General features: G+C 67.9%; 24 protein-coding genes. 13 read left to right on the top strand and 11 right to left on the bottom strand.

From position 1 onward, the window contains the following. The first annotated feature begins 125 nt into the window (after positions 1-125). The 3 genes from HUA78_RS36820 to HUA78_RS36810 all read left to right on the top strand — a co-directional run bounded on the left by HUA78_RS36820 (position 126) and on the right by HUA78_RS36810 (position 3,961). Positions 126-1,943, top strand: a complete 1,818-nt coding sequence (locus tag HUA78_RS36820) for an acyl-CoA dehydrogenase (RefSeq protein WP_174478329.1) — start codon at positions 126-128, stop codon at positions 1,941-1,943. A gap of 128 nt (positions 1,944-2,071) precedes the next feature. After that, positions 2,072-2,647 carry a hypothetical protein gene (locus tag HUA78_RS36815; RefSeq protein ID WP_174460081.1) on the top strand — a complete coding sequence of 192 codons (576 nt, stop codon included), beginning with the start codon at positions 2,072-2,074 and terminating at the stop codon, positions 2,645-2,647. A gap of 120 nt (positions 2,648-2,767) precedes the next feature. Beyond that, positions 2,768-3,961: a Dickkopf N-terminal cysteine-rich domain-containing protein gene (locus tag HUA78_RS36810; RefSeq protein WP_174460082.1), complete on the top strand. Its 1,194-nt coding sequence runs from the start codon at positions 2,768-2,770 to the stop codon at positions 3,959-3,961. 20 nt (positions 3,962-3,981) lie between these two features. Here the strand turns inward: HUA78_RS36810 and HUA78_RS36805 are convergent, their stop codons facing one another. Next, positions 3,982-5,088 carry a hypothetical protein gene (locus tag HUA78_RS36805; RefSeq protein ID WP_174456990.1) on the bottom strand — a complete coding sequence of 369 codons (1,107 nt, stop codon included), beginning with the start codon at positions 5,086-5,088 and terminating at the stop codon, positions 3,982-3,984. A 288-nt stretch (positions 5,089-5,376) separates the two neighbouring features. Between HUA78_RS36805 and HUA78_RS36800 the strand changes: the two genes are divergently transcribed. Beyond that, positions 5,377-6,063 carry a LysM peptidoglycan-binding domain-containing protein gene (locus HUA78_RS36800; RefSeq protein WP_174456991.1) on the top strand — a complete coding sequence of 229 codons (687 nt, stop codon included), beginning with the start codon at positions 5,377-5,379 and terminating at the stop codon, positions 6,061-6,063. A gap of 84 nt (positions 6,064-6,147) precedes the next feature. On the opposite strand, the gene HUA78_RS36795 is transcribed toward HUA78_RS36800, so the two are convergent. Next, positions 6,148-7,023 carry a LysR family transcriptional regulator gene (locus HUA78_RS36795; protein ID WP_174478328.1) on the bottom strand — a complete coding sequence of 292 codons (876 nt, stop codon included), beginning with the start codon at positions 7,021-7,023 and terminating at the stop codon, positions 6,148-6,150. Positions 7,024-7,133: 110 nt separating this feature from the next. On the opposite strand from HUA78_RS36795, the gene HUA78_RS36790 reads away from it, so the two are divergent. Together HUA78_RS36790 and HUA78_RS36785 are read left to right on the top strand one after the other, a co-directional pair. After that, positions 7,134-7,433, top strand: coding sequence for a YiaA/YiaB family inner membrane protein (locus HUA78_RS36790; protein ID WP_174466701.1), 300 nt, complete (start codon positions 7,134-7,136; stop codon positions 7,431-7,433). A gap of 52 nt (positions 7,434-7,485) precedes the next feature. Next, positions 7,486-8,187 carry an ATP-grasp domain-containing protein gene (locus HUA78_RS36785; RefSeq protein WP_174478327.1) on the top strand — a complete coding sequence of 234 codons (702 nt, stop codon included), beginning with the start codon at positions 7,486-7,488 and terminating at the stop codon, positions 8,185-8,187. 8 nt (positions 8,188-8,195) lie between these two features. Here HUA78_RS36785 and HUA78_RS36780 read toward each other — a convergent pair whose 3' ends face one another. The 5 genes from HUA78_RS36780 to HUA78_RS36760 all read right to left on the bottom strand — a co-directional run bounded on the left by HUA78_RS36780 (position 8,196) and on the right by HUA78_RS36760 (position 13,536). After that, positions 8,196-8,972 (bottom strand): hypothetical protein, encoded by a 777-nt coding sequence (locus HUA78_RS36780; RefSeq protein ID WP_141647315.1) that lies wholly within the window; start codon positions 8,970-8,972, stop codon positions 8,196-8,198. Between the two features lie 10 nt (positions 8,973-8,982). Beyond that, positions 8,983-9,495: a hypothetical protein gene (locus HUA78_RS36775; RefSeq protein ID WP_371745749.1), complete on the bottom strand. Its 513-nt coding sequence runs from the start codon at positions 9,493-9,495 to the stop codon at positions 8,983-8,985. A gap of 155 nt (positions 9,496-9,650) precedes the next feature. Next, positions 9,651-11,279 carry a DUF4419 domain-containing protein gene (locus HUA78_RS36770; RefSeq protein ID WP_174460086.1) on the bottom strand — a complete coding sequence of 543 codons (1,629 nt, stop codon included), beginning with the start codon at positions 11,277-11,279 and terminating at the stop codon, positions 9,651-9,653. A gap of 147 nt (positions 11,280-11,426) precedes the next feature. Beyond that, the gene (locus HUA78_RS36765; protein WP_174460087.1) at positions 11,427-12,239 is read right to left on the bottom strand and encodes a Sir2 family NAD-dependent protein deacetylase; all 813 of its coding nucleotides are present in this window, start codon (positions 12,237-12,239) and stop codon (positions 11,427-11,429) included. Between the two features lie 76 nt (positions 12,240-12,315). Then, positions 12,316-13,536 carry a metallophosphoesterase gene (locus HUA78_RS36760; protein WP_174460088.1) on the bottom strand — a complete coding sequence of 407 codons (1,221 nt, stop codon included), beginning with the start codon at positions 13,534-13,536 and terminating at the stop codon, positions 12,316-12,318. A 121-nt stretch (positions 13,537-13,657) separates the two neighbouring features. Between HUA78_RS36760 and HUA78_RS36755 the strand changes: the two genes are divergently transcribed. The 3 genes from HUA78_RS36755 to HUA78_RS36745 all read left to right on the top strand — a co-directional run bounded on the left by HUA78_RS36755 (position 13,658) and on the right by HUA78_RS36745 (position 15,601). After that, positions 13,658-14,101 (top strand): cytochrome c oxidase assembly factor Coa1 family protein, encoded by a 444-nt coding sequence (locus HUA78_RS36755; RefSeq protein ID WP_141647311.1) that lies wholly within the window; start codon positions 13,658-13,660, stop codon positions 14,099-14,101. A 36-nt stretch (positions 14,102-14,137) separates the two neighbouring features. Continuing rightward, a complete protein-coding gene (locus HUA78_RS36750) occupies positions 14,138-14,671 on the top strand; it encodes a hypothetical protein (protein WP_174456998.1) in 534 nt (177 codons plus the stop codon). A 132-nt stretch (positions 14,672-14,803) separates the two neighbouring features. Continuing rightward, positions 14,804-15,601, top strand: coding sequence for a TIGR00266 family protein (locus HUA78_RS36745; RefSeq protein ID WP_141647309.1), 798 nt, complete (start codon positions 14,804-14,806; stop codon positions 15,599-15,601). Between the two features lie 77 nt (positions 15,602-15,678). Here HUA78_RS36745 and HUA78_RS36740 read toward each other — a convergent pair whose 3' ends face one another. The 4 genes from HUA78_RS36740 to HUA78_RS36725 form a co-directional block, all read right to left on the bottom strand. After that, entirely contained in the window at positions 15,679-18,084 is a 2,406-nt protein-coding gene (locus HUA78_RS36740; protein WP_174478326.1) for an MYXO-CTERM sorting domain-containing protein, read from the bottom strand. Between the two features lie 63 nt (positions 18,085-18,147). Beyond that, a complete protein-coding gene (locus HUA78_RS36735; RefSeq protein ID WP_174460090.1) occupies positions 18,148-18,642 on the bottom strand; it encodes a hypothetical protein in 495 nt (164 codons plus the stop codon). Between the two features lie 13 nt (positions 18,643-18,655). Then, complete coding sequence (locus HUA78_RS36730) at positions 18,656-19,159, bottom strand: cupin domain-containing protein (RefSeq protein ID WP_174460091.1); 504 nt, start codon at positions 19,157-19,159, stop codon at positions 18,656-18,658. Between the two features lie 16 nt (positions 19,160-19,175). Further along, positions 19,176-19,955 carry a class I SAM-dependent methyltransferase gene (locus tag HUA78_RS36725; RefSeq protein WP_174460092.1) on the bottom strand — a complete coding sequence of 260 codons (780 nt, stop codon included), beginning with the start codon at positions 19,953-19,955 and terminating at the stop codon, positions 19,176-19,178. 107 nt (positions 19,956-20,062) lie between these two features. Here HUA78_RS36725 and HUA78_RS36720 point away from each other — a divergent pair, with 107 nt between their 5' ends. From HUA78_RS36720 to HUA78_RS36705, 4 genes are all read left to right on the top strand, one after another. Beyond that, complete coding sequence (locus HUA78_RS36720; protein ID WP_174478325.1) at positions 20,063-21,355, top strand: citrate synthase; 1,293 nt, start codon at positions 20,063-20,065, stop codon at positions 21,353-21,355. Positions 21,356-22,039: 684 nt separating this feature from the next. Next, positions 22,040-22,411, top strand: coding sequence for a hypothetical protein (locus tag HUA78_RS36715; RefSeq protein ID WP_174478324.1), 372 nt, complete (start codon positions 22,040-22,042; stop codon positions 22,409-22,411). A 236-nt stretch (positions 22,412-22,647) separates the two neighbouring features. Then, positions 22,648-22,923, top strand: a complete 276-nt coding sequence (locus HUA78_RS36710; RefSeq protein ID WP_174478323.1) for a hypothetical protein — start codon at positions 22,648-22,650, stop codon at positions 22,921-22,923. Between the two features lie 86 nt (positions 22,924-23,009). Beyond that, entirely contained in the window at positions 23,010-23,441 is a 432-nt protein-coding gene (locus HUA78_RS36705; RefSeq protein ID WP_174478322.1) for a hypothetical protein, read from the top strand. Positions 23,442-24,153 lie beyond the last annotated feature (712 nt).

Raw genomic sequence — 24,153 nt, 5'->3', positions numbered from 1 at the left:
CGGGGGCCCTTCGTGCGTTCACGGCACCGCGCGTCATTCACCGTCCGTGGCGCCCGGCAACCTGGGCTGACTCGAAAATCAATCTCGGCTACCCTCAGGGCTTTCGTTCCCGTGAGGAGTCCGAGATGTCGTCGTCCGCGAACCACTACGTCCCCAACCTGCGCGATATCGAGTTCAATCTCTTCGAGTTCCTCGACATCGGCCGTACCTCCCTGGGACATGCGCCCTTTGGCGACCTGGACGAGACGGCCGCCCGGCAGATGTTGCAGGCGTTCGCCGTGCTCTGCGCGAACGAGCTGGCGCCCTCCTTCGACGAGGCCGAGCACACGCCGCCCAAGCTGGAGAACGGCGAGGTGACGCTGCCTCCCGGGCTGAAGAAGTCCATGGGGGCGTTCTTCGACGCGGGGATGCACCTCTTGGAGCAGCCGCCGCACCTGGGTGGCATGGGCGCGCCGCCGTCGCTGGGCTGGGCCGCGTTCGAGCTGATGGTGGGCGCCAACGCCTCGCTGGCCTTCTACACGCTGGGCAACCTGCTCGCGCGCATCATCGACCGGCTGGGGACGGACTCGCAGAAGAAGCGCTTCCTGCCGCACATGCTGGAGAAGCGCTGGGGCGGCACCATGGTGCTCACCGAGCCGGACGCCGGCAGCGACGTGGGCGCCGCGCGCACCAAGGCGCGTCCCGTGGGCGGCGACGTGTGGGAAATCGAGGGCGTGAAGCGCTTCATCACCAACGGCGACTCGGACATGTCCGAGAACATCATCCACATGGTGCTGGCGCGGCCGGAAGGCGCGCCTCCGGGCACCAAGGGCCTGTCGCTCTTCGTCGTGCCCAAGTTCTGGGTGAACGAGGACGGCAGCCAGGGTGAGCGCAACGGCGTGGTGTGCACCAAGCTGGAGAAGAAGATGGGGCTGAAGGGCTCCGTCACGTGCGAGCTGACGTTCGGCGACGGCCAGCCCTCGCGCGGCCTCCTGCTGGGCGAGGTCCACGACGGCATCCGGCAGATGTTCTACATCATCGAGCAGGCGCGCATGGCGGTGGGTGTGAAGTCCATGGCCACGCTGTCCGCGGGCTACCAGCGCGCGCTGGCGTTCTCGAAGGACCGGCTCCAGGGGGCGGACCTGCTCCAGGCGCGCAACAAGCTGGCGCCGCGCGTGCCCATCTTCCAGCACCCGGACGTGCGCCGCATGCTGATGGCGCAGAAGGCGCACGCCGAGGGCATGCGCGCGCTGTGTCTCTACACCGCGTCCGTGCAGGACGGCGTGGAGATGAAGGGCGGCCACCGCGCCACCGAGGCCGGAGAGCTGGACACGCTCAACGACATGCTGCTGCCGCTGGTGAAGGGCTACTGCTCGGAGAAGGCGTTCGAGCTGCTCGCGGTGGCGCTGCAGGTCCACGGTGGCTCTGGCTACCTGCAGGACTACCCGGTGGAGCAGTACCTGCGGGACCAGAAAATCGACACGCTCTACGAGGGCACCACGCACATCCAGGCGCTCGACTTGCTCATGCGCAAGGTGGCGAAGGACGGAGGGGCGACGCTGCAGGGCCTCTTGTCGCAGGTGCGCGAGACGGCCGAGGGCGACCTGGGCGGCGGCGAGCTGCAGACGGAGCGCACCACGCTGGGCAAGGCGCTCGGTGATTTGGAGACGATGCTCGGCACACTGATGGGCAAGCTGGGCGAGTCCGTCTACCACGTGGGCCTGCAGGGCAACCGCGTGCTGGCGAGCGTGGCGGAGCTCGTCATCGGCTGGCTGCTGGTGCGTCACGCGGGCGTGGCGCTGGAGCGGATGAAGAGCAACCCCGGTGACAGGGCCTTCTACGTGGGCAAGCTCGCCAGCGCGCGCTGGTACTGCGCGGAAGTGCTCCCGGGCCTCGCGCACGCCGCCCGCATGGTGGAGGCCGGCACGCTGGACCTGATGGACGTCCCCGAGGAGTCGTACTGAGTCAGGCGCACTGAAGCCTGCTGTCCCCCGGCCGCACCTGTGGCCGGGGGAGGACACCTCCGGCGCCATCCGTCCGTTCCTCCTGGGGAAGTCGTGGTGGCCCGGGGTTCGCATTGAGGGTGGGAGTCATGCTCTCCGCCCTCACCGTCGCCGCCGCCGTCGCCCTGGGTTCTCCCGCTCCCGAGACGGGAGGACCGCTGGAGCTGGCGCGCTTCGCCGGCCACGTCGTCGCCTGCACGGAGGACGGCCTGGAGGTGCTTGATTCTTCCGGCAAGCCCGTGCGCGGCGTCTCCACGGAGGACGGGCTGCCGAGCCCCTTCTGTCTCGCGCTGGAAGTCGCGGGCGACCGGCTCTTCGCGGCCACCGACGCGGGCATCGTCTCGCTGGATGCGTCCTTCCGGGTGGAGCCCGTGCTCGACGTGCGCTGGCACGCACTGCCCGACGCCGAGGACGCGAGCGAGGCCGAGTACGTCGAGCGACTGGACGCACTCACACGGACCCTGCCCCCGGATGCGACCTACACGGTGCTGACCTCGCGCCATGCGGGGACGGAGGATGGGCGCGTGATGGAGCTCGGCACCCACCGGGTGTGGACCGTCGCCGGACCGGTGCTGCACATCGAGGAGGAGCGGCGGGGCGTGCGCGTCGCGACGGAGGGCGGGGTGTTCCTCATCGACACCGAGGGGCGGCTCGCGACGCGGTAGCCCTCGCGCCTCGCACCGAAAGCGAGACATCATCGGCCCGTGGCGAAGGTCGGGTCCGTATGCCCATGGAGGGCACGCCGGGTCAGGGCCCTTTTCAGGCCACGGATGGGCGGACGCGCGATGCATGGACGACAAGCGGCACTGGTGATGATGCTGGCGGGGCTCTGGGCCTGCGGCGGCGAGGACGCGGTGAAGAAGGAGGACTTCGGCGGCGAGGTCGTCCAGGCGCTCTGTGCTCGGGCCGAGCGCTGCGGCGAGTACGCCCGCGCGAGCGCGTGTGAAGAGGACATGCGCCGCTGGGGACGCGACGCCTACCTGGGGCTGGGGACGCGCTACGACGAGTCGCTGCGCAACGGCCAGCTCCGCTTCGACGAAGGCGCGGCCCGGCGCTGTCTGGACTCCATCCGGGGAGGAAGCTGTGACACGCCCGCGCTGTCCGATGACTCGTGGCGGTTCGGCATCGAGTACGACGCGACCTGCCGGGTGCTCGTGGCTTCGGCTTCATCCGAGAGCTGTCAGAGCAATCTCGAATGTGGCGAACAGGGCTACTGCGGCCACGTGTCGGAGAACGCCTGCGCGGGTGTGTGCCAGGCACGAGGCACGGAGGGTTCCGTGATTCCCCAGCGAACCCCGTGCGAACCAGGGCTCGTGCTCGTAGGCCTGCCCTGGACCTGTCTACGCCCCTTGGAGGAAGGCGCCTCGTGTGTCGTCCAAGAGGCGGGAGGCACCTCTACCCTGCCATGCGCGGAGGGCCTCTGGTGCGACTGGAATGGCTACAAGACGTGCAAGCGGGTGGGCTCGGAGGGAGACATCTGCGAGAACCAGGGCTACTACCCGTGCGGCCCCTCCCTGGTGTGCAGCGACAACAAATGCGTCCGCCACGCGAAGGAAGGCTCGGCCTGCACCGCGCCGACCCGTGACGGGACCACCGGGCTCCACGTCGACGTGTGCCAGCGAGAGCTCTTCTGCGACGCGAACCCCGACGACCTGGGGCTGTGCCGGCCACGCCGCGAGGAGCGTCAGGAGTGCCGCCTGGACAGCGAGTGCGCGGAGGGACTGTTGTGCAAGGACGCGCGCCTCGAGGTGGGCCGCTTGGGCGTCTGCGTGAAGGCCGTGGCACCAGGAGAGGCTTGTGACTACGAGAACCTGATCTGCCCCCAAGGCCACGCCTGCGCCGTGACTGAGTCGGGCCTGCTCTGCCTGCCCATCGCTCGTGAGGGAGAGCCCTGCGGACGGCTGTCCTCCACATGTGACACCGGAAGCCGCTGCCTGGGCCAGCGCTGTATTTCCATCGAGGCCGCGCTCTGCCAGTGAGCGGGTGACAGGCTCGCGGCTCAGGTGCCCTTCGGGGCCTGGGCCCGGGCGGACAGCTCGCGCTCCACGTACAGCCGCAGGATGTGCATGAAGTCCTGGGCGTTGGTCACCACGCCGAAGGCCTGGTGCGTGCCCCGGTCCTTCAGCTTGCTGACCACGAACTCGGACGAGTCCACGCAGATGGTGGCCAGCTCCCGCAGCGAGCCGTCCTTTTCCGTGACGAACGCGGGCAGCATGTTGCCGGTGGCGATGGCATGCAGCGCGGTGGCGACCATCACCGCCATGGTGGCCTTCACCGCGTGACGGCGCATGGCGTCCTGCCCCGCCACGTTGTCCGTCACCACGTCCGGCAGCGGACCGTCATCACGGATGGAGCCCGTCAGGACGAAGGGCACCTGGTGCGTGACACACGCGTGCATGATGCCGTTGGTAATCACGCCCGCCTCCACCGCCTTCGCGATGGAGCCCGCCGCGCGCACCTTGTTGATGGCGCGCATGTGCAGACCGTGGCCTCCAGACGTGGCCTCGCCGGTGCCGCTCATGCCCAGGGTGGTGCCGAAGATGGACGCCTCGATGTCATGCACCGCCACGGCGTTGCCCGCCAGCAGCGCGCCCACGAAGCCGTTGTCGATGAACCACGTCATGTCCGCGCGCGCCCGCGAATGCACCAGCGCCGGCCCCGTCACCCACACCGGATAGCCGCCGCGCTCGCGCTCCTCCACCAACAGCCGCGCCATCTGCGCGTAGTCGATGGGCTTCTCGCGAGACACCTCGCTCGTCATGAACTTGAACTCACCCTCGCCGCCGCCGCCCAGGTACGCCGTATTCACGTAGACGCCCTCGGAGCCGTCCTCCGCGTGCCCCACCACCACGCGCTCTCCGGCGCGGACGCGGCGGCCCTCGCGAATCCACAGCACGCCCTGCTCGTCCAGCACGAGCGCGCCGTCCATGCGCGGCTCGCGCGGCATGCGCCACTCACCGCCGAGGCGCACGTAGGTGGGCAGGTTCGTGGTGGTGAAGAAGCCCTCCGGCAACACACCGTCCGCGGGCGCTGGCTGGAAGCGCGCGTCCGGACACCGGGAGAACCGCTCGACCGCGAAGTCAGGGTGGGGGATGGAGGTGCTCACGCCGGCACCATGCGCGGACCCACCCACCCGGTTCAAGAACCTTGGCGCGGCCTGGGGCCGTCCGTCCGGTAGGAGGCAGCGCGAAAACTCCTACTCCCCGAGAGAAGGACTCCGACTCCTGGTGACTCGGCCCTCGTGCAAGTGCGCGAGACTTGTTGATCTCACCGAAAGCCCGGGGGAAATACGCGCCGCCAAGCAACTCGGGGTCTCAACCTCCGAGAATAGGTGCAAGTCGTACCTGAAACTCCTCGCCCAGCCGCGAGCCCACGTCCACGGAGCCCTCGTTCCATGAGCTACCGCATCCAGTCCGGCGACACCCTGTCCGCGCTCGCCAAGCGCTACGGCACCAGCGTCGACGCCCTGCAGAAGGCGAATCCTCAAATCAAGAACGTGGACCTCATCTACGCGGGTGACACGCTCAAGCTCCCTGGCGCCACGGACGGCTTCGACGGGCCCTCGGGCCGCACGGGTCCGAACCTCACGGGCGGCGTGGACGGTCCCTCCGGCCCGACGAACTCGGGTGACGGCGTGAAGGGCCCGAAGGGCAGCCCGTTCGACATCGCGCGCTCGCACCTGAACAAGAACGCGGGCTCGCTGAAGATGGAAGGCAGCGGCGTAGGCGCGGACATGGAGGACTGGGTCCCCAACAACGTCAACTGCGCCAACTTCGTCTCCGCGTGTCTGGAGCAGGCGGGCCAGATTTCCAACAGCCAGCACGACAACAGCGTGATGGGCCTGCAGCGCAAGCTGGACGCGGACCCGAACTTCAAGCGCGTGTCCATCCAGGACGCGAAGCCCGGCGACGTGGTGTCCATGAAGGTGGGCGGCGGCGAGCACGTGGTGATGTTCGCGGGTTGGAAGGACGGCAAGCCCCAGTTCATCGGCTCCAACAACGTGAACTCGGATGGCTCGCAGCGCATCAGCTTCAGCAGCATGAGCTACCCCATCATGTCGGTTCACCAGTACCAGGGCTGAGCCGGCGCGACAGGCCATGAGCAGTGCCCCCGGGGCTTCGCCTCCGCCACTCGAGCGGAAGCGGGGCCCCGTTTCACGTCCGGCTCACGGCTTCGGCGCGAGCGCGAGCGCGGCCTGGATGAGCGGACTCTTCGCCGCGGACTTCCGCCAGGCGGCGTGAATGCACCCCGAGGGCACACCGGGCAGGGGCCGGGAGACCACACCGGCCTCGCGAGGGCCACCCGGTAGCAGGGATGCGAGCAGCGAGTAGCCCAGCCCCGCCGCGACGAAGCCGAGGATGGTCTCCGACGAGTCCGCCGCGTGCAGCCGCTTCGGTCTCACGCCCGCTCGCGCCAGCTCCCCAAGTTGGAGCTCTCGCAGGTGTCGGTCCGTGCTGTACGCGATGAAGGCGTCATCCCGGAGCGACTCCAGCCGCACGCGGCGACTCTTCGCCTGGGGGTGATGCGAGGGCAGCACCAGGAAGGGGTACGTCCGGCCCACCTCGCGCGCCTCCGCCTCGTCGGGAACTTCGGGCAGGTGGTCGACCACCAGGTCCGTGTCGCCGGAGCGCAGGATGTCCACGGCGGGGACCTTGGACTCGAAGAGGACGACCTCGATGTCCGGGCGCTTCGTCTGGAGTCGCCGCAGCCAGGCGGGCAGCAGGTGGCGCAGGACGTGTCCGGAGGCATGGATGCGCAGCGTGCCGCCCACCTCGCCCTTGCGAAGCGACTGCACCACCGAGTCCAGTCCCTCCAGGAACGGCGCGACGTGCGAGTACAGCGCGCGGCCCTCGGGGGTGAGGACGACGCGGTCCTTGCCCACGCGCTCGAAGAGGGCGACGCCGACCTCGGCCTCCAGGCGTTTGACCTGCTGGTGGATGCCGGGCTGGGTGATGGGATACGGGAAGGAGCTCACCGCTCGCGCGTAGCCTTCTGCACGGGCCACGCGGTAGAAGCCCTCGAGGCGCTGGAGCTGAATCATGCACTCCAGGTTATCAATCTCGCATTGATTAGTTCCATGCGCTTTACGAGCGGAAGCGGCATGTTTTCTCCACGTCAGCGAGAGTACGGCTCGTTTTTGAGGAGACCATCATGTCCCGCTCCACCCCGAAGGTCGTCGTCGCGCACAGCTCCGCCTGGGTCATCCAGACCTGGCTGTCCTTTGCCCTCTCCGTGGGTGTCACGGCCGTCGGCATCTGGAACCTGCCGCTGGACCCCTGGGTGAAGGCCTTCCTGGGCATGGGCTTGCTGTTCAGCGTGGGCTCCACCTTCAGCCTGTCGAAGACGGTGCGAGACCAGCACGAGATGGAGCAGCTCGGCACGCGGCTGGATGAGGCCCGGGTGGCGAAGATGCTCTCCGAGCACGACCCGATGTCGCCGCCGAAGCTGTAGCGCCTCGCGCGCCCGCCTTTGGGTCCGCGCGGGATGAGGTAGCGTCACGCGCATGTTCCAGGGGCTCAGTCTGTTGATTCCGGCCAAGGCCGACCCGGAGCGCGACGCGGTCGCTCGCGCCTGGGAGGCAGGGGGAGGCACGGTGCTGCGACTGGACCGCTTCTGGAGCCCGCCCGACGTCACGCCCGCGCGGACCCGCCTCTATGGCAACGACACCTTCTGTCTCGTCCTGGCGCAGAAGCTAGGCCTCACCCTCGTCTCACCGCCCGATGACTTGTTGCTGCGCGTGGACTCCGACTGGCTGGGCCGCGAGGTGCGCGGCTCCACGCTGGAGCAGGTCCTCACGGAGCCCTTCCCACGCTTCATCAAGTCGCAGGTGCCCAAGGTGTTCCGCGCGAGCGTGTGGAATGACCCGGAGTCCCTGCGGAGTGAATGCAAGGGCCTCACGCCCGAGACGCCCGTGGTGTCCTCGGAGGTCGTCACCGTGCGCGCGGAGGCCAGGGCCTGGGCACTCGACGGCCAGCTCCGCACCTGTGCGATGTACGAAGGTGAAGGGGACCTCGCGGAGGCGCGCGCATTCCTGACCACCGTGGCCAGGGAAGCGAAGCTCCCTCGCACCTGCGTGCTGGACGCGGCCTGCGTCGAGGGCCGCGGCTGGGTGCTCCTCGAAGCCAACGCCGCCTGGGGCGCTGGCCTCAACGGCTGCGATGCGAGGGAAGCCGCCCTCTGCATCGCCGAGGCCTCACACGCCTGAGCCGCGACTCAGGGCGCGCCGCGTCCCGAGCGAACGCTGGCGAGTGCATCCTCCAGCAACGGCAGCGCATTCTCCGTCCAGCCCTTCAGCCGCGCGCGGGGAGACAGCGCACGGTGGTCAGGATGAATCAGTCCCGCGACCGTTGCCTCCTCGATGAACTGCGCCTGCTGCTCCGGATTGAGCTCCTCCCAGCGCAAGCTCTTCTCCACCCCCTTGCGCCAGTCATAGCCATCTCCCGAGAGCTGCGCGGCAATCGCCGAGCTGAGGTACGCGGTGCCTCCATGCTGGTGCTGCCACACATGCACCAGCTCATGCACCAACAGCCCCAGGTCGGTGGGGCCACTCCTCGGCGGGACGAAGACGGTGTCGCCATGGACGAACGCGCGCCCCGACACACCCAGGATTCCGATGGGCCCCTCCTTCACCCGCACCGCCGCGTAGTCCAGGCTTGCGCCGAAGATGGGGCGCAGCAGCTCCACCTCGAACCCCGACAGCCGGCGCCCCACGGGCTCCATCCACAGCAACACCTGCACCGCGCTCACCACACGCCCGGCCAGCATCAGGAACAGGTCCACCGGAAGCTGCGCCACGCGCCACAGCCCACGGCGCAACTGGAAGCGCCCTTCACGCGGACGCCCTCGGGCATACAGGACCAGTCCACCGAAAACGCCCGTGAGCACCACGCGCAGCCCCCGCGCGACACCCCTCAGGGCGCTTACCACCCCCGTGAGCAGACCACGGCCCGCGTCCACCAGCCGCGAGGCCAGCGAGAAGCCCACGCTCATGGGATGAACCTCAGCGTCCCGCGGCGACTCGAAGCGGCGCGCTCAACCCCAGCGCCGACTCCACCATCGAACGCATCGCCCCTGGACGCCACGGACGCGCGAGCGCGAAGTGCGTCAGGCAGGAGCCACCGAACGCCTCCGCGAGCTCCGGGCAGAAGCGCGAGGACACCAGGATGCGCGGGCCCGCGAAGTCCATCTCCACCAGCCGCGCGAGGAAGTCGTGCGCGGCACCGCGCTCCGCCGAGTCCAGCACCACCACCACCGCCGCCGGCACCACGCCCATCTCCAGCCGCCGAATCGCCGACGCGATGCCCGTCGCGTGGATCAACCCCACCACCGGCGCCAGCTCCCGCCCCATGGCCAGCCGCAGCAACGGGGACTCGGACACCACCATCACCGAGGGCGCACCCGAGGCCCGCATGGCGCGGCGCGTCTCGTAGACCTCGACACCACCCACCTCCCTCAAGCGAGGCGCGGGGACGGACTGGAGCAAACGCGGCTGGACGGTGGTGGCGGGGGGCACGCATTGAACAATAGCCAGGAATAGCGGAAATATCAAACTACACTTCAATTATCCGAGTAGTCCGCTCTCTGGGACTCAATGACATACCCACGGCCCCACGGCACAGACCTGGGGGCCATGGATTTATGTTCAGTGAGTCATGACCAACCCAGACATCACTTCCTGCGCTGCGGCATGGGCGCGCGCGGAGGCGGGTTCTCCCAGGGCTCCAGCTCCTCGACGAGCGTCCTCAGCACGGGCAGCTCCGTGGAGCCTCCGTGCTCCAGCGCATGGGAGAGCAATTCGGTGAGGGAGGGACCGACGACGGGGATGTCCGTCGCCGTCTGGCGGGAGCGAAGCGGCGGCGTCACCCGCTCGAGTTCCAGCATCACCTCATCCTCGGGCTGCTTTCCGGGAGGCACCGTCAGGGGCTCCAGCGCGTCCGAGCGCAGGCGCACGTAGCAGTGCGGACGACGACCGCTGCAGTAGCGCAGCGCGATCACCGTCCCATCCGGCAGGTCGACGAGGCACCGCACCGGCACGACGAAGTCTCCGTTTCCGTCAACCGGGATGTGGACCTCGGTGTGCTCGGCCGTGGAGCGCAGGCGCCAGGGCATCGTGTCCGGGAAGAGCGTGGCGCGGGCGAGGTGGTCATAGAGCGCGTTCAACTCGGCGACGCCGTGGAAGGTGGAGGCCTCGGTGGCGCGAGTCACGGAGTGCTCGGCGACGATGCGCTCGATGACCTGGGACATGGAGGCGTGGGACCTCCGCACCAGCACCCCCGCGCGAGGCACCAGCGCGCCCTCCGAGTCCACCGCCACCGCGAGCACACCCGCCTCCAGGGACCACGTCTCGCTCCAGTCCGACGTGACGGCCGAGAGCTGGAGCGGAACGCAGGACAGCCCGGCGGGCGCCTCATGCAGCGCGAGGCCGGGCCCCCAATGCCAATCATTCTCATCCCCGTTCTCGACCGACTTCATCATGTCCGCGTGGGACTGCTCGAGAATGGGGTTGCGTCGGTTGAAGCGCCCGGCGTTCCCCACATACGGGAACAGTCGCGTCACCCAGCCCGACGCGCGGTCCCAGCCATACGCCCGACGAGGCTTGTACAGCTCCGACCAGAGCTCGCGGTCCGGGTGGCCTTCCGAGGTGCGCACGAACTCATCGACAATCGGGATGAGCGACGAGGTCCACCAGCCCAGGTCGAACTCGGCGAGGACGTCGATGCGGCGGCGGATGGCCCGCCAGTCCTCCGGAGTTCCAAGCAGGGTGATGCGAGGGATTCCACACATGGCGGTGATGGCGAAGTCGAAGTACGGGGACATCGCGTCCATCAACACCACGTCCCCCGCCATGCGCTCCACGTCGGTGCTGGTGGAGAAGTCACACGACAGGAGCCGGGGGAGTCCCGGCCCCAGCTCCTCGCGGAGCAACTCACGGAAGGCCGTGAGGGTGGCGCCGAACTCCTCCTCGGTCCGGGGCGCGGCGGAGACTCCCACCGTCAGCGTCCGTCGGCCCGAGTGTCGGACGAGCCGGCCTCGCAGCGTCTCGGAGTGCAGGCGGATGTGGTGGGCGAACCCCTGGGCCAGGGTGAGCCACACCACGTCCGGGGACAACACCAGGGGGCGATGCTCGGCGAAGGCGATGTGGACAGCGGCGAGCAGCGGGTGCACTCCCTCGGGGTCCACCACCCGGGTGTCCGCGGCTGGCGCCAGCCACAGCGCCTCACCCACCAGGCTCCCCAGGGGTACGGTCTCCAGGGGCGTCACAGCCTCTTCGACGGAATCCACTGCGAAGGTCGTCATCGGTACGTCCCCTCGTCACGGTGTGTGGAATGAAGCCGCCAGCCGACGCCGGCTTTCACGCCCACCTGACAGGACGCTCGGCACGCCACGGGTTGAGATACAGCAGCGTATCCCCGCCGCAAGCAGCGCGGGGCCCGTGCCGTGAACTCAACCCCGCAGGGAACGGACGAGCTCGGGGAGCAGCTCCTCGGCCCGCCCCGTCACCGCCTGGATTCCCTGGGGCGGGGCCACGCCCGAGGGGTCGATGCTGAACATCGGAGTGAGGCGCTTCAGCGCGAGGGCGCGGATGCTATCCGTCACGCCCACCGAGAACGACGTCCCGATGAAGACGACCAGCCGACTCTGTCGCGCCAGGTCGTACACCCGCTCGATTTCGTACCCGAGGTGCTCCGAGTAGTACTCGTCGAACCACAGGATGTGAGGTCGCACGCGACTGCGGCAGCTCGGGCAGCGCGGCACCGTCTCGGCGCTCGGGCTCGCGTGGAACGCACTGAAGTCGAGCGTCTCCAACGGAATGGTGCCGGTGGGCGGCCCCAGCTCGCAGCCACGGGCGGAACACCGCGCCAGCTGAAGGCTCCCATGCACCTTCACCAACGCCTGACTCCCGGCCTGCTCATGCAGTGAGTCGACATTCTGCGTGACGACGGTGAAGCCGCCCCCCTGCCCCGTCTGCCAGCGCTCCCAGTCCACCAGGGCCGCGTGCGCCGCGTTCGGCTTCGCCTTCCGGGCCAGTTCGAGGCGCTGGAGGTACATCTTCCAGGACTCGTGCGGGAACAGCTTGAAGTAGGCGCGGGTCCCCTTCTGCGTCACCTCGTTCGCCCACACCGCGCCCGGGTCCGTGCCCCGGAACGTGGGGATTCCACTGGCCAGGCTGATGCCAGCCCCCGTGACGACGAGCACGGACTCGGCGGCCACGCCGCGAGCCGTGGTGAGGAGTTCATCGAAGCCCAAGGTCGTCATGCAAACACCTCCGCACAGGCGGACGGACGCATCCCGGTGAGCATGACACGCCGCCGCCGACTCCGGATTACATAAGTTACTGTGCTGCCGGAACCAGCGTCAGCTCCGCGATTTCGGGAGAGGGTCCCAGCCGCAGGGGCGGCCCCCAGTAGCCTGTGCCCCGGTGCGTGTACACGCGCACGCCGGAGACGGTGGCGAGCCCCCGCACCACGGGCTGCTGCAGCTTGATGAAGAACATGAACGGGAACACCTGTCCGCCATGCGTGTGTCCGGACAGCTGCAGGTCCACGCGCACACCGGCCTGAGCCACTCGCAGCGCCGAGCGCGGCTGATGCGCCAGCAACACCACCGGCACGCCTTCGGGAGCCCCGGCGAGCGCCGCGCCTGGACGACTCTCGTGCGAGGGAACGATGTGCCCCGCGTCGTGGTCCGTCACGCCCGCAACGACGAGCCGTGCCCCATCGCGCTCCACCACGCGGTGCGTGTTGCGCAGCACCGTGAGCCCCAACCGAGCCACCTCCGCCTCCCACGCGGGGCCTCCGTGGTAGTACTCGTGATTGCCCGTCACGTAGAACACGCCGAGCGACGCGCGCAGCTCCGCCAGCGGGCGCACCTCCTCGCGCAGCTCCTCCACCCCACCATCGACCAGGTCTCCCGTCACGGCGATGATGTCTGGCTTCAGCGCGTTCACCTGCTCCACCACGCGCCGCAGCCACCGTCCATCCAGCGTGGGCCCCACGTGGACGTCGGAGATCTGCACCACTCGCAGGCCGCCCAGCCCCGGCTGGAGCCCCTTCACCGGCACCGTCAGTCGCTCCACCGTCGCCTTGCCGCGCGCCGTGACGAACGCGAACACCACCGCCGGCACCGTCACCGCGCCCACGACGCCAGCCTTCCACCGGGCCAGCGCCAGCGCATCCGTCACCACGCCCGTCCATCCCAGCACCGCGCCCACGACGTCCGCCGTCACCACCGCGCTGAGCAGGATGCCGAAGCTCCCCAGCCACAGGTACGATGTCCACTGCAACACGCGCCGGGCCGTCGATGGCTCGCCCCGGCCGCCCAGCACTCCGGCCGGTATCGACACGAACAGCAGCACCATCAGCGCCACGCCCAGGACACCCCAGGGCGAGGGCCACGCCGGGCTCACGAACAACCGCACCGCGAGGTACGCGTGCAGCCCGCCCATCAGCGTGAGGATGCCGCCCAGGGACATCAGCCAGCGCAACACCCGCCTGGGCGTCGCACGCGACTCCCTCCGTGACTCTCGCTCCACGCTCTCCGACAGCTCCGCCACGGCCAGGACCTCCGAACAGGGTGAATCGCACCCGGTGGGGAGGCGGAGCATAATGGCCGCCTCCGTCGCCTGCCCGGCAACCCGCGCGACCGCCCGTTAGTGAGGGGACCCGGAGATCCTCATGCGCCCGCACCGCCTCGACAGTCCCTGGCAGAGCTGGATGGTGGCGGCCGCGCTCGTGCTCGGCGGACTCGGATGCTTCGCCGGCGGTGTGGCCTGGGTCTCCCGCTCGCTCTTCCAGGGCATCGAGCAGGAGCTGCGCCGCAATGACGTCCACCGCCTGGCGCTGCGCACCGCGGAGTCCAGCCCGCTCGCCACCGGGCGACTGGGCACCCCGCTGACGAGCAGCTTCCTCACCCTGCGAGCCCACGGCTCCACGCCCGACGAGGGGCTCGTGGACTTCGACCTCACCGTCCAGGGCCCGCTCGGCCGGGGCGTCCTCGAGGCCCAGGTGGCCTACGCGACGGACCGCTGGACGCTGCGCAAGCTGGTGCTGCGCCCCGAGCGTGGAGATTCCGTGGAGCTCCCCGCCGGAGGCAGCACGCCCGCCCTGCCTGCGGACTGAGCACACGGGGTGTCCCCACGACCTACCTTGAGTCGCATGAAGACCCCGCGCCTCCTTGCCTTCGGCCTGCTCGCCTGTGGCTCCGCCCTGGCCGCGCCAGCAGCGCCCTCCTCCCTCAACCTCAAGACCCAGGACCGCTCCGTCACGGTCGGCGTCACCGACGACAACCTCTCCGGCCCGGACATCCAGCTCTCCTTCGACGACGATGCCGACGCCGTGCGCGGCCAGGCGTTCGGCCGCCCCGTCAACCTCACCCTGGAGAACGACACCATCCGCGGCACCTACGGCCAGGGCCCCGTGAACGTCAAGGTGACGGACACGAATGACACCCTCGATGCCGTGGGGACCTTCGGCGGCAAGCTCACCAACTTCCAGGTGAGTCCCCAGCAAATCACCGGCACGGTGGGCGCGTGCAGCTACGAGCTGCTCATCACCCGCCCCCACCGCTACGAGGGCGCGCGCACCTGCGGCACCAAGCTGGACAGGAGCGTCTCGCTGACCATTCCTCCGTCGCTCGCGGACGAGGATGAAGAGCTCGTCACCGCGCTCTCCATCCTGCTGGCGCAGTAGCAGCGCGAGCCCTCCGTCTTTCACGCATCGGCAAACCCGTGAGGCCGGGACGCGTTCCCGTGTGCTCGCGGGTTGAGCCATGCAACGGGGCGGCTATGGTGCGCCGTCCCTTTACGACGACGGAGCGATTCCATGGCGCAGATGCACGAGGTCGACTTCCACATCTACGGCGACGACCTGCAGTTCGTGGAGGTGGAGCTGGACCCGCAGGAAGCGGCGGTGGCCGAGGCCGGCACCCTCATGTACATGGAGGACGGCATCGAGATGGAAACCATCTTCGGTGACGGCTCGGAGAAGAAGAGCGGCTTTCTGGGCTCGCTGCTCGGCGCGGGCAAGCGGCTGCTGACGGGCGAGTCCCTCTTCACCACCGTCTTCCTCAACCGGGGTGGCGGCAAGCGCAAGGTGGCCTTCGCGGCGCCCTATCCCGGCAAAATCATTCCGGTGAACCTGCGCGAACTGGGCGGAGAGCTGATTGCACAGAAGGACAGCTTCCTCGCGGCGGCGAAGGGCGTGTCGCTGGGCATCGCCTTCCAGAAGAAGCTGGGCACCGGCCTGTTCGGCGGCGAGGGCTTCATCATGCAGCGGCTCCAGGGCGACGGCCTCGCCTTCATCCACGCGGGAGGCACGCTGCGCGAGCGCACGCTGGGCCCCGGCGAATTGCTGCGCGTGGACACCGGCTGCATCGTCGCGTTCCAACCCACCGTGGACTACGACATCCAGATGGTGAGCGGCATCAAGACGGCCTTCTTCGGCGGCGAGGGACTCTTCTTCGCCACGCTGCGAGGGCCCGGCAAGGTGTGGCTCCAGTCCCTGCCCTTCAGCCGGCTCGCGGGCCGCATCCTCTCCGCCGCGCGTCCGGGTGGCGCGCGCGACGAGGGCAGCGTGCTCGGTGGTGTCGGCCTGGGCTCACTGCTCGGGAGCGACGACTAGGCTTTCGCGTCGCCCGCGGAGTCAACCGGTGGCGAGGCACGGCGCGCCTCGCCACTGTGGTTGGGAAGCAGGCTCCGTCACGGGCCCCGACGCCTGCGCATCAAGGTGGCCACACCCACCAGCAGGACCCACGCACCCGCCGCGCCCACGGGAGACGCGCCGCAGCCGCCGCAGCCCACGTTCAACGCGGTGGGTCCACGCACCTCGAAGCCCGTGTTCGGGGACCGGGGGCCCGGCGTTCCCGACTCGCCGTTGACCGAGTACGCCGACACGGCATGCGCCCCCATGGAGAGCGCGCTGTCCGCGGGCACGACGTGACGGAACGTGCCCGTCGAGTCCGCGACGACGGTGACCACGAGGACCCCATCCACCTCGAGTGACACGGAAGCACCGGCCTGCGCGACACCGGCGAACAGGGGCGTCGAGTCCACCAACTCACCCTCGGCGGGCACCACCAGCACGGGCGTCTCACGAGTGACCACGGCGCCACCATCTCCCGAACCCGCGTCCGGGCCCGGCGTCCCCGAGTCCACGGTTCCCGAATCCACGGTTCCCGAATCTCCAGCGTCCGGCACCGTCGTGCCCGCGTCCTCGTCCTCCAGGACGACCTCGAAGACGGTGTTGGGAGAAGTGGGCCCGGTGTCGTCATTGTTGTGCCCATGCGCGTTGACGCGGTGCGGGCCCGGAGTCAGCGGCGCGTCGTCGGGAATCTGGTAGCGGAAGCGGCCCAAGGAGTCCGTGGGGACAATGACCTCGTCGCGGTTGTCCACGTACAGACCTACCGTCAGAGCGTCGGGCGCCACGCCCGCGATGTAGGGCGTGGGGCCCGTCACCTCGCCATCCTCGGGCACGACGATGATGGGCTGGGAAATCACGGGGGCGGCGACGACGGTGAAGCTCGAGGCCCCGGGTCTGCTGTACGCGCCCAGGCCCTCGGAGATGGCGGAGACCGTGTGAGCGCCACCAGACAGGGCGGGCAGCGGCTCGTCCACCTCGGTGAAGAAGCTTCCATCGGTGCTCGACGTCACCTGGGCCAACTCAACGCCATCCACGGAGATGATGATGCGCAAGCCCGGGTCCGCCACGCCCTCGATGCGCGGCCGCGCGGAGACATCCACTGCATTCGCGGTCGGCAGGGTGATGGTCGGCGTGGCGGGCGTGGCATACGAATAGGTGTACAGCGTCACGGAACCGCCGCCTCCAACGCCCGCGCCATGCGTGGGGCCATGCGCGCCGGCGCTGGCGGACGTCACCCCCGCGGCGCCTCCCGAAGACCCCACGCCGCACGATAGCGGCGTGCCATTCAGCAGCACGTAGCCACCCGAACCACCCCCTCCTGGCCCGAGCTGGAAGGACGTCGCGAGCACGTTGCCGCCGCTCCCGCCTCGCACATCGAGTTGACCGCAGTTCAACGCGCCAGAGGTCCGCACGATGATGGAGCCACCCGCGCCTCCACCTCCGGCGCCGTCCTCGCCACCCGCCGCCAACGCGTTCACGCCCGTGGCGGAGATGCGGCCCGTTCCCGAAACGTTGGCCGCGCGGAGGAACACCGCGCCTCCGCCCGCGCCTCCCGCGCTCCCCACGCCGTTGTCGCCCTCACCCGCGCCACCACCGCCGCCGAAGAGGAAAGCCTCCACAATCGAGTAGTCCATCCGCGAGCCGCCCAGGCCGCCCACGTCACGCGAGCCATCCAAGAAGGAGGAACGTCCGCCCGTTCCGCCAAAGCCCCGGTGCCCACCGCCCCCACCGCCCGCGTTGTTGCAGTTGCCGCCGCCGCCGCCGTTGAGCAGGTTGCCGCGCCCGGAGGCCGAGCCGAAGCGCTCCACCACCAGGCCCTCTCCCTTGTAGGAGCCGCCCAGCGTGGTGGAGAGGTCTCCTCCCTCGCAGGCCATGCGGGAGCCATTGTTGGTGAAGGCCCCACCCCGGAAGCCCGCGCCGTCGGCGTGGATGGCGCCGTTGTTTGTCAACGTGCCCGAGGCGAGGAAGGCCAGGATGCCTCCGCTGTTCCCATCCCAGGCAGGCGCCACGAGCGAGCCGGACGCCGTCACGCTGACGGTGCTGTATTCGGGCACCGTCACGACCTGGGCGCCCGGAGAGGTATAGGTGTACATGAGCGGCGCCGTGAGCCGGAGCACGGTGGGAGTGCCGACCGTCACCAAGGACACGCGCGCCAGCTCCCAGCGCCCCACGTCCCCGGGGCTCGTCTGGCCCGTGCTGCCCGAAGGGGTGCTGGACGGGAAGCCCATCGTCTGGTGCACCATCACCAGTCCCCCCGTCGGAGGTACCGTGGAGGTCTCCACCGCGAGCGTCGAGTCACCGCGCTGTGCGCCGGTCGGCAACCGCATCGCGGTGTTGATGATGGTGCGCGCGGTGTTGACGGTGAGGGCGCCGCTGCGAGCGTTGCCGAGACCAAAGGAGTCCGGCTCGGCCAGGACGGAGGAGGACCACAGCAGCAGGAGCGGCAGGCAGGGCGCTAAACGCATGTGCCCCCCATGCTGCCTCAGAACCTGGGATTACCGCGAGAGCATGCCAGGTCGTATCTGACGTCAGTCGACCGGACGCGTCAGCGCCCGTGCGTTTCGGGGCGCGAAGAAAGGCTGGCGCACGAGGCGCGGCAGGGTGGGCTTGTCGACACACCAGAGCTGGAGGGCGTCCTCCCATTCCCCCAGCTCGGCCACCGCGCGCACATCGGCGGCGTCGCGGTAGAGGTCATTGAGGTTGTGGACGAGGACGGAGAGGTCCTCCACCTCCCAACGCTCGGTGAGGTCTCCAGCCTGGACGTGCAGCTCCAGGACGGGGCGCTCACGGACATCCACGACCTTGAGGTTCCGCGCCGCGCCGCCCATGGCCAGGGTGAGGGGTCCCATGAGTTCGTCGGGGCGGACGCCGTATGCGACGGAGAGGCCGCCGATGAGCAGCCCCGCGTCACACAGGCGAAGCAAGGAGACGTGGGGCGGCTCGCCCCGGGGAAGCAGCTCCGTGGCGGCCTCGCGGTCCTTGAGGAGTCGCTCCCGGGTGAGCACGTCGAGCAAGGGGGACATGAGGGCGGTAACTCTATCGCTCCTCGCCGCTCCAGTAGTCCACCTCGGCGGAGAGGGGCAGGACGGTGTACAGGGTTCGCGCGGCCTTGTCGCCACCTGGGGCGGAGCCGGCGGTGACACAGACCTTCTTCGAGTCCGGGTACACCATGACGTCCGGCTCCACCATGGTGGAGAACGCGAGGTACCGGAGTGTCTCGGTGCCGTCGTTGACGAGCTGGTGCGCGCCCGTGGGGCCAATGGGGAGGGCCACGTAGTCGCCGGCCTTCACGGGCAGAGACGTGTCACCGAGGCGCAGGCGGCCGGTGCCGGAGAGGATGAAGTAGGCCTCTTCGTTGGCCAGGTGGAAGTGGAGCGGGAAGGCGTGTTTGCCGGGTGCGAGTTCCATCAGGCTGCAGCCGAGCTTCTGTCCCTTCGCGGCGGCGCCGAGTTGCTTGCGCCGGTACGAGACACGGGGGCCCTGCGTGACTTCGGTCCACGGGAGCGTGGGCTCGTGGACGACGTGGGGATGTGAGGACATGGGGTGTGCTCCGGGTTCAGGGACGCGTGGCGATGAGGGCGAAGACGCGGTGAGGGATGTCGAGCGCGGAGTGAGGGAAGCGCTCGGCGAGGAGTCGGGCGTGGGCGGCGTCGAAGCGCTCCACGTCATCCGGAGGCAGGGTGGCGCCGACCATGGCGCTGGCGCGGGAGCGGCCTCGCCAGGATTCGTGGGTGTAGGGCAGGAGCACGTCGAAGGAGAAGGTCTCCAGCGGTGTGAAGCCCGCGTCGCTGACGTCATGGAGCCATTGCGGGTAGAGGCCGACGCCGCAGCCGAAGCGAGCGTGGTCCGGTGGATTGGGATTGAAGGCGCCCATGAGGGCCTCGGTGGCGGCGACGACGTTGCCGGGCAGGGATATCCAGTCGAGGTGCGCGATGACGAGCTTGCCGCCAGGAACGAGCAGGCGAGCGGCTTCGCGCGCGGCGGCGGGACGGTCGAACCAATGCCAGCATTGACCTGCCGTCACGAGGTCAAACGCGCCGGAAGGCAGGCCCGTGGCCTCGGCGGGGGCTTCGAGTGAGTCGATGGACAGACCTGCCTCGGAGGCGAGCTGGCGTCCGGCCGCGAGCATGGACGCGGACACATCGAGCGCGGTGACCGAGCAGCCGTGTCGCGCGAGTCCTCGTGCGACGGTGCCCGTGCCGGAGCCGACGTCCACCGTACGGAGTCCGGGGCGGAGGACGTTCTCTCGGGCCAGACGGGTGAAGAAGGCATCCGGGAAGCCCATGCGGTGTTTCGAGTAGTCCTCGGACGTGCGACCAAAGTCGACGACAGGCATGACAGTGCTCCTCTCGCGTCGTCCCGAGCGCCGTATGGGCCGAAAGGCTCACATCGACAATGGAATCGAGTCGAGTCGACAATGCGTGTTCAGGAGGTTGCGGAGATATGAGTAGACGCAAGGGTGGACGCTCTCAATCTCGATTCGACCATCGACCCGAGGAGGAGCTCGTCACGGCGGTGGAGGCGGCGGCGCTCCTGGGGGTGAAGCGGGCGACGCTGTACACGTACGTGAGCCGGGGGCTCGTGCGCTGCGTGCCGGAGCCGGGGACGAAGGAGAATCGTTATGTGCGCTCGGATTTGGAGCGGCTGAAGACAAGGCACGACGCCCGTGCGGGGCACGCGGCGGTGGCCTCGGGGGCGTTGCGTTGGGGTGAGCCGGTCATCGACTCGTCCGTGTCACAGGTGGGCGCGGAGGGGCTGGCGTACCGGGGACACTCGGCGGTGGCGCTGGAGGGGCGGAGTCTCGAAGCGGTGGCGGAGCTGCTGTGGACGGGGAGGCTCCCGGAGCAGGACCCACGGTGGGAGAGCGAGGAGCCACCGTTTCCACCGTCGGAGCTGGCGAGACTGTTGCCGCGAGACACACCTCCGGTGGCGGCGCTGTCCGCACTGGTGCCACTGCTGGCGGCCAGGGATGTGGTGCGCTTCGCCGCGCCGCCCGAACAGGAGAAGGCGCGAGCGAGACGACTGCTGCGTCAGTTGGCGGCATGGGTGTGCGTGGCGCATGCACCGGGGCGGGTGGCTCGGGCACTGCGGGCGGGAACGGTGGCGGAGTCACTGGCGCTGGCGTGGGACACCAAGGTGAAGCGAGCACCGGAGTTGCTCAATCGCGCGCTGGTGTTGTGCGCGGACCATGAGCTGAACGTGTCGACCTTCACTGCGCGGGTGACGGCGTCATCGGGAGCGGACCTGTACGCGTGCCTGTGCGCGGCACTGGGAGCGCTATCGGGTCCAAGGCACGGTGGTGCGTGTGACAGGGTGGAGGCGCTGTTGACGGAGGTGGGGAAGCCAGAGCGCGCGGCGGCCGTGGTGTACGAGCGGCTGCGCCGAGGCGAGGCGGTGCCCGGTTTCGGCCACCAGCTGTACCCCGAGGGAGACCCAAGGTCCCCGCCCATCATCGAGGCGGCAAGGGAGGTACGACCGGAGGCGCCGAGAGTCAAAGTGGCAAGAGCGGTCCAGGAGGCGATGACAGAAGCGGGACACCCAGCGCCGTCAGTGGACCTGGGACTGGTGATGCTGGCGGATGCGCTGGGCCTGCCCCCGGGAGCGGCGGCGACAATCTTCGCGGTGGGACGCGCGGCGGGCTGGGTCGCACACATCCTGGAGCAGCGGGAGCAGGGCCACCTGCTGCGCCCCAGGGCCCGCTATGTGCATGCTCCCCACTCCTCGACTCGAGAATGAGAACCTTCCGCATACAGGGCTGAGGCTTCGAACGATGAACGGGAATCCAATCTCCGAGGGGTGGTAGTCGTGGCCGCGCTCAAGCCGATCCTTTGGGTACTCACCATCATCTCAACAGCCCTGACGACATGGCTCCTTACCGGCATCCAGGGGGAGTGCCTTATCGACGAGGATTGCCGCGGGATGTCTGCTCAATACTGCATGGGGTGGCCAAGAGAGGCGATGCCACTCTCAAAGCCTTGGTGGGGTCGATTTCAGTCGTATCGAAGCTGCGAAATCCTCTGCGGTGATGGGCACCCAGCCTGCCCAGGCGATATGGCCTGCGCTGGTTCGGCCCATGGCGCCCCACCGATCTGCATACCCAAGAAATGAGACCCCTACACATCGTGGTGGCTCTCATCACCTTCGCGGCCTGCGTGGTCCTGTCGTGGCCCTACTGGATATTCGTTTCCAGAACCGACACAGGCGTCCCCCGAGGATTCTATGCCTGCGGCCCATTTAGAGAAGAGGGCACACTGCGCGTTCGGTATTGCATCGTCGGTGTCGACGGATTCATCCTGCGCGATGAGCGCACTGCGAGCGGTCGGACTGAACGCATCTGGTACATGAACGCAGATGGCAAGACAGAATACGCCAGAGAGGTCATCAACCCATGAGCCACACCAGAAAAATGGGGTTCACACCATGGGACTGATTCAATTCCTATTGGGCTATGCCCTCGGCGTATCACTGCTGTGGCTCATCCTCTTTCGCTCTCGCGTCCCATGGCGGCTCTGCCTGGCACTGGCCTCATTCGCAGCCGTTCAGCTCGGCGTCATGCTGCATCTATGGGCCGAGAATCACGCCATCAAGTCACTGGCGAATTTCATCGAGTTCGTCTGGTACGGCCTCTTGGCTTCAATCGTTTGGATAGCTCCACGATTGACCGCTTCGCTGGAAGCCTGGCCTCGGCGTGGGGCGTGGTGGTCCGCGGTCACACTCTTTTCCACCGCCGCGATGATTGCGGTGTACCTGCTCACCCCGCCGCTTCCCGAGGTGTTCGAGGGCACTCGATGATGCAACTGGCCGAACAGAGCGGCGGTCAATCGATGTCTGACCGCGCCTGGGACACGCCGTGAGGGAGGAAGACACGTGAGCTTTCGAGTGGGACAAATAGTCCGGCTGATGTCTCCCCCTAACGATACAAATCAGATCCAAAAACGAGCGCCCGCTCTCCATGTCAACCATGATTCACCACAAAACCCTGAAAAACAACCACATCAACATCTGATTTTCCTGGAACAGGGGCGGCCGTGAAATACACTCGCGCCGAGTTGGCAGATGACTTACGGCAGCTCAGAATGACTGAGCCGCAGGACAAGGCATCCTTGGGCAAATGGAACAAGGAGGCAAGTCGAGTGCGCGAACAAATTGAGTCTGCGCCAGAAGTGATTTTGGGCCTGCCCGATTTCATATGGCACTACCTGGCGGACGCCGACGTGCGCTTAGACATGCCTCGATATGCAGAAGCACAGTACGAACTACTGGAGAAGTTTCTGGCACTACTTGCCGTTGGAGAGCCCTCTTGAAGCTCATCCGAGCGTTCGTTTGGACACTTTCACATCATCATGGTTGACTCCTCCCATGTGGCGCACGCTGAACTGGAGCAATATCCATGACATCGCTTTGTGCTGGACTCGCGATTTTTGGCCTTTGTTTGCCTGTGCCAGGACATCCTGTGGACAGCGTGAAAGCCGCGGGCTGGGTGAACCAGTCAGAGGAGAAGGACACCTGGATGTCCGTACGCATGCTCGCCTCGAATTCGTACCAACTCGGGGCTCTTGTCGAGGGCGACCTGAAGCGCGTGATGAGTGTGTGGCTGCGAGAGTCGCGCTCGTCGGACCGTGAGAAGCCCGATTCTCCCCTGCGCCGCGCCCTCGATCAGGCTTGTGGTGGCGCAAAGGAAGTGAAGCCGTGTCGCTTCCAGGGGTACTCATTCTGGCGAATCGAGTGCGGCGGGGGATTTCTTTTGTATTCGACGGAACTGAATCCCGACCGGCATCAACTTCAAGAAGATTGCAAACGTTTCGGTGCGCTATTGAAGTAAACAAGCGCTCTCCGAACTATGTGGTACCCGCTGAGCAGGGACAGAAAGGACATGCCTGTCTTGCCGCACAAATCAAAAAAGCCAATCCCGTCCAGCACAAAGAGCATCGCACCTGTACCTGTCAGAAGCGCCAAGCGTCCGCGCAACCGCCCATCCAAGGTCGTGATTGGAAGCGAGGTGACTCGTGTCGTTGACTTGGAACCCATGGACGTTGGAGGAGAAGAAGTCAGGCTCAGGATTGAAATCTGTCGGGCGAGGTCAGGCACTCGGCAGTACTTCAGCCGCCTTTGGCGAATTGAACGTTATCGAATCCAGTCAACCTTTCCGCAGCAAGCTGGACGGCCAGCACATGAACCATCCGATCAAGAACTGCTACTGATCGAAGGCGACCTACCGGTCGGCAAGACCACAGGGAGGACGGCAAACATGGTCCTTCAGGGTACGCTGCGGAAGCTGAGACTTCTCCTTGACCGATAGCCAATCTCGTCCAGGTAGCTCGCCCCACCCCGTCCCAAACAAGCTGCCCATTCGATTGAGCAGGAAGGCCATACTCGTGAGAGTCGGCGTCGGGGTCGCTATCTTGGCGGCTGGTGCACTACAAGTCTGGTCTGAATCAGCGTACTTCACCGCCAAGTCCAAGCGGTATCTTCAAGAAGTAGCAACAGCGGTCGTTGCCTACAAAAGGGCAACAGGAACGTGGCCTCAATCGCTG

Origin of the sequence: Myxococcus sp. CA033, assembly GCF_013336625.1 — a bacterium.
Taxonomy (GTDB): domain Bacteria; phylum Myxococcota; class Myxococcia; order Myxococcales; family Myxococcaceae; genus Myxococcus; species Myxococcus llanfairpwllgwyngyllgogerychwyrndrobwllllantysiliogogogochensis.
Note: the sequence above shows the minus strand (reverse complement) of the source record. Positions and strands in the feature narration are given on the sequence as shown.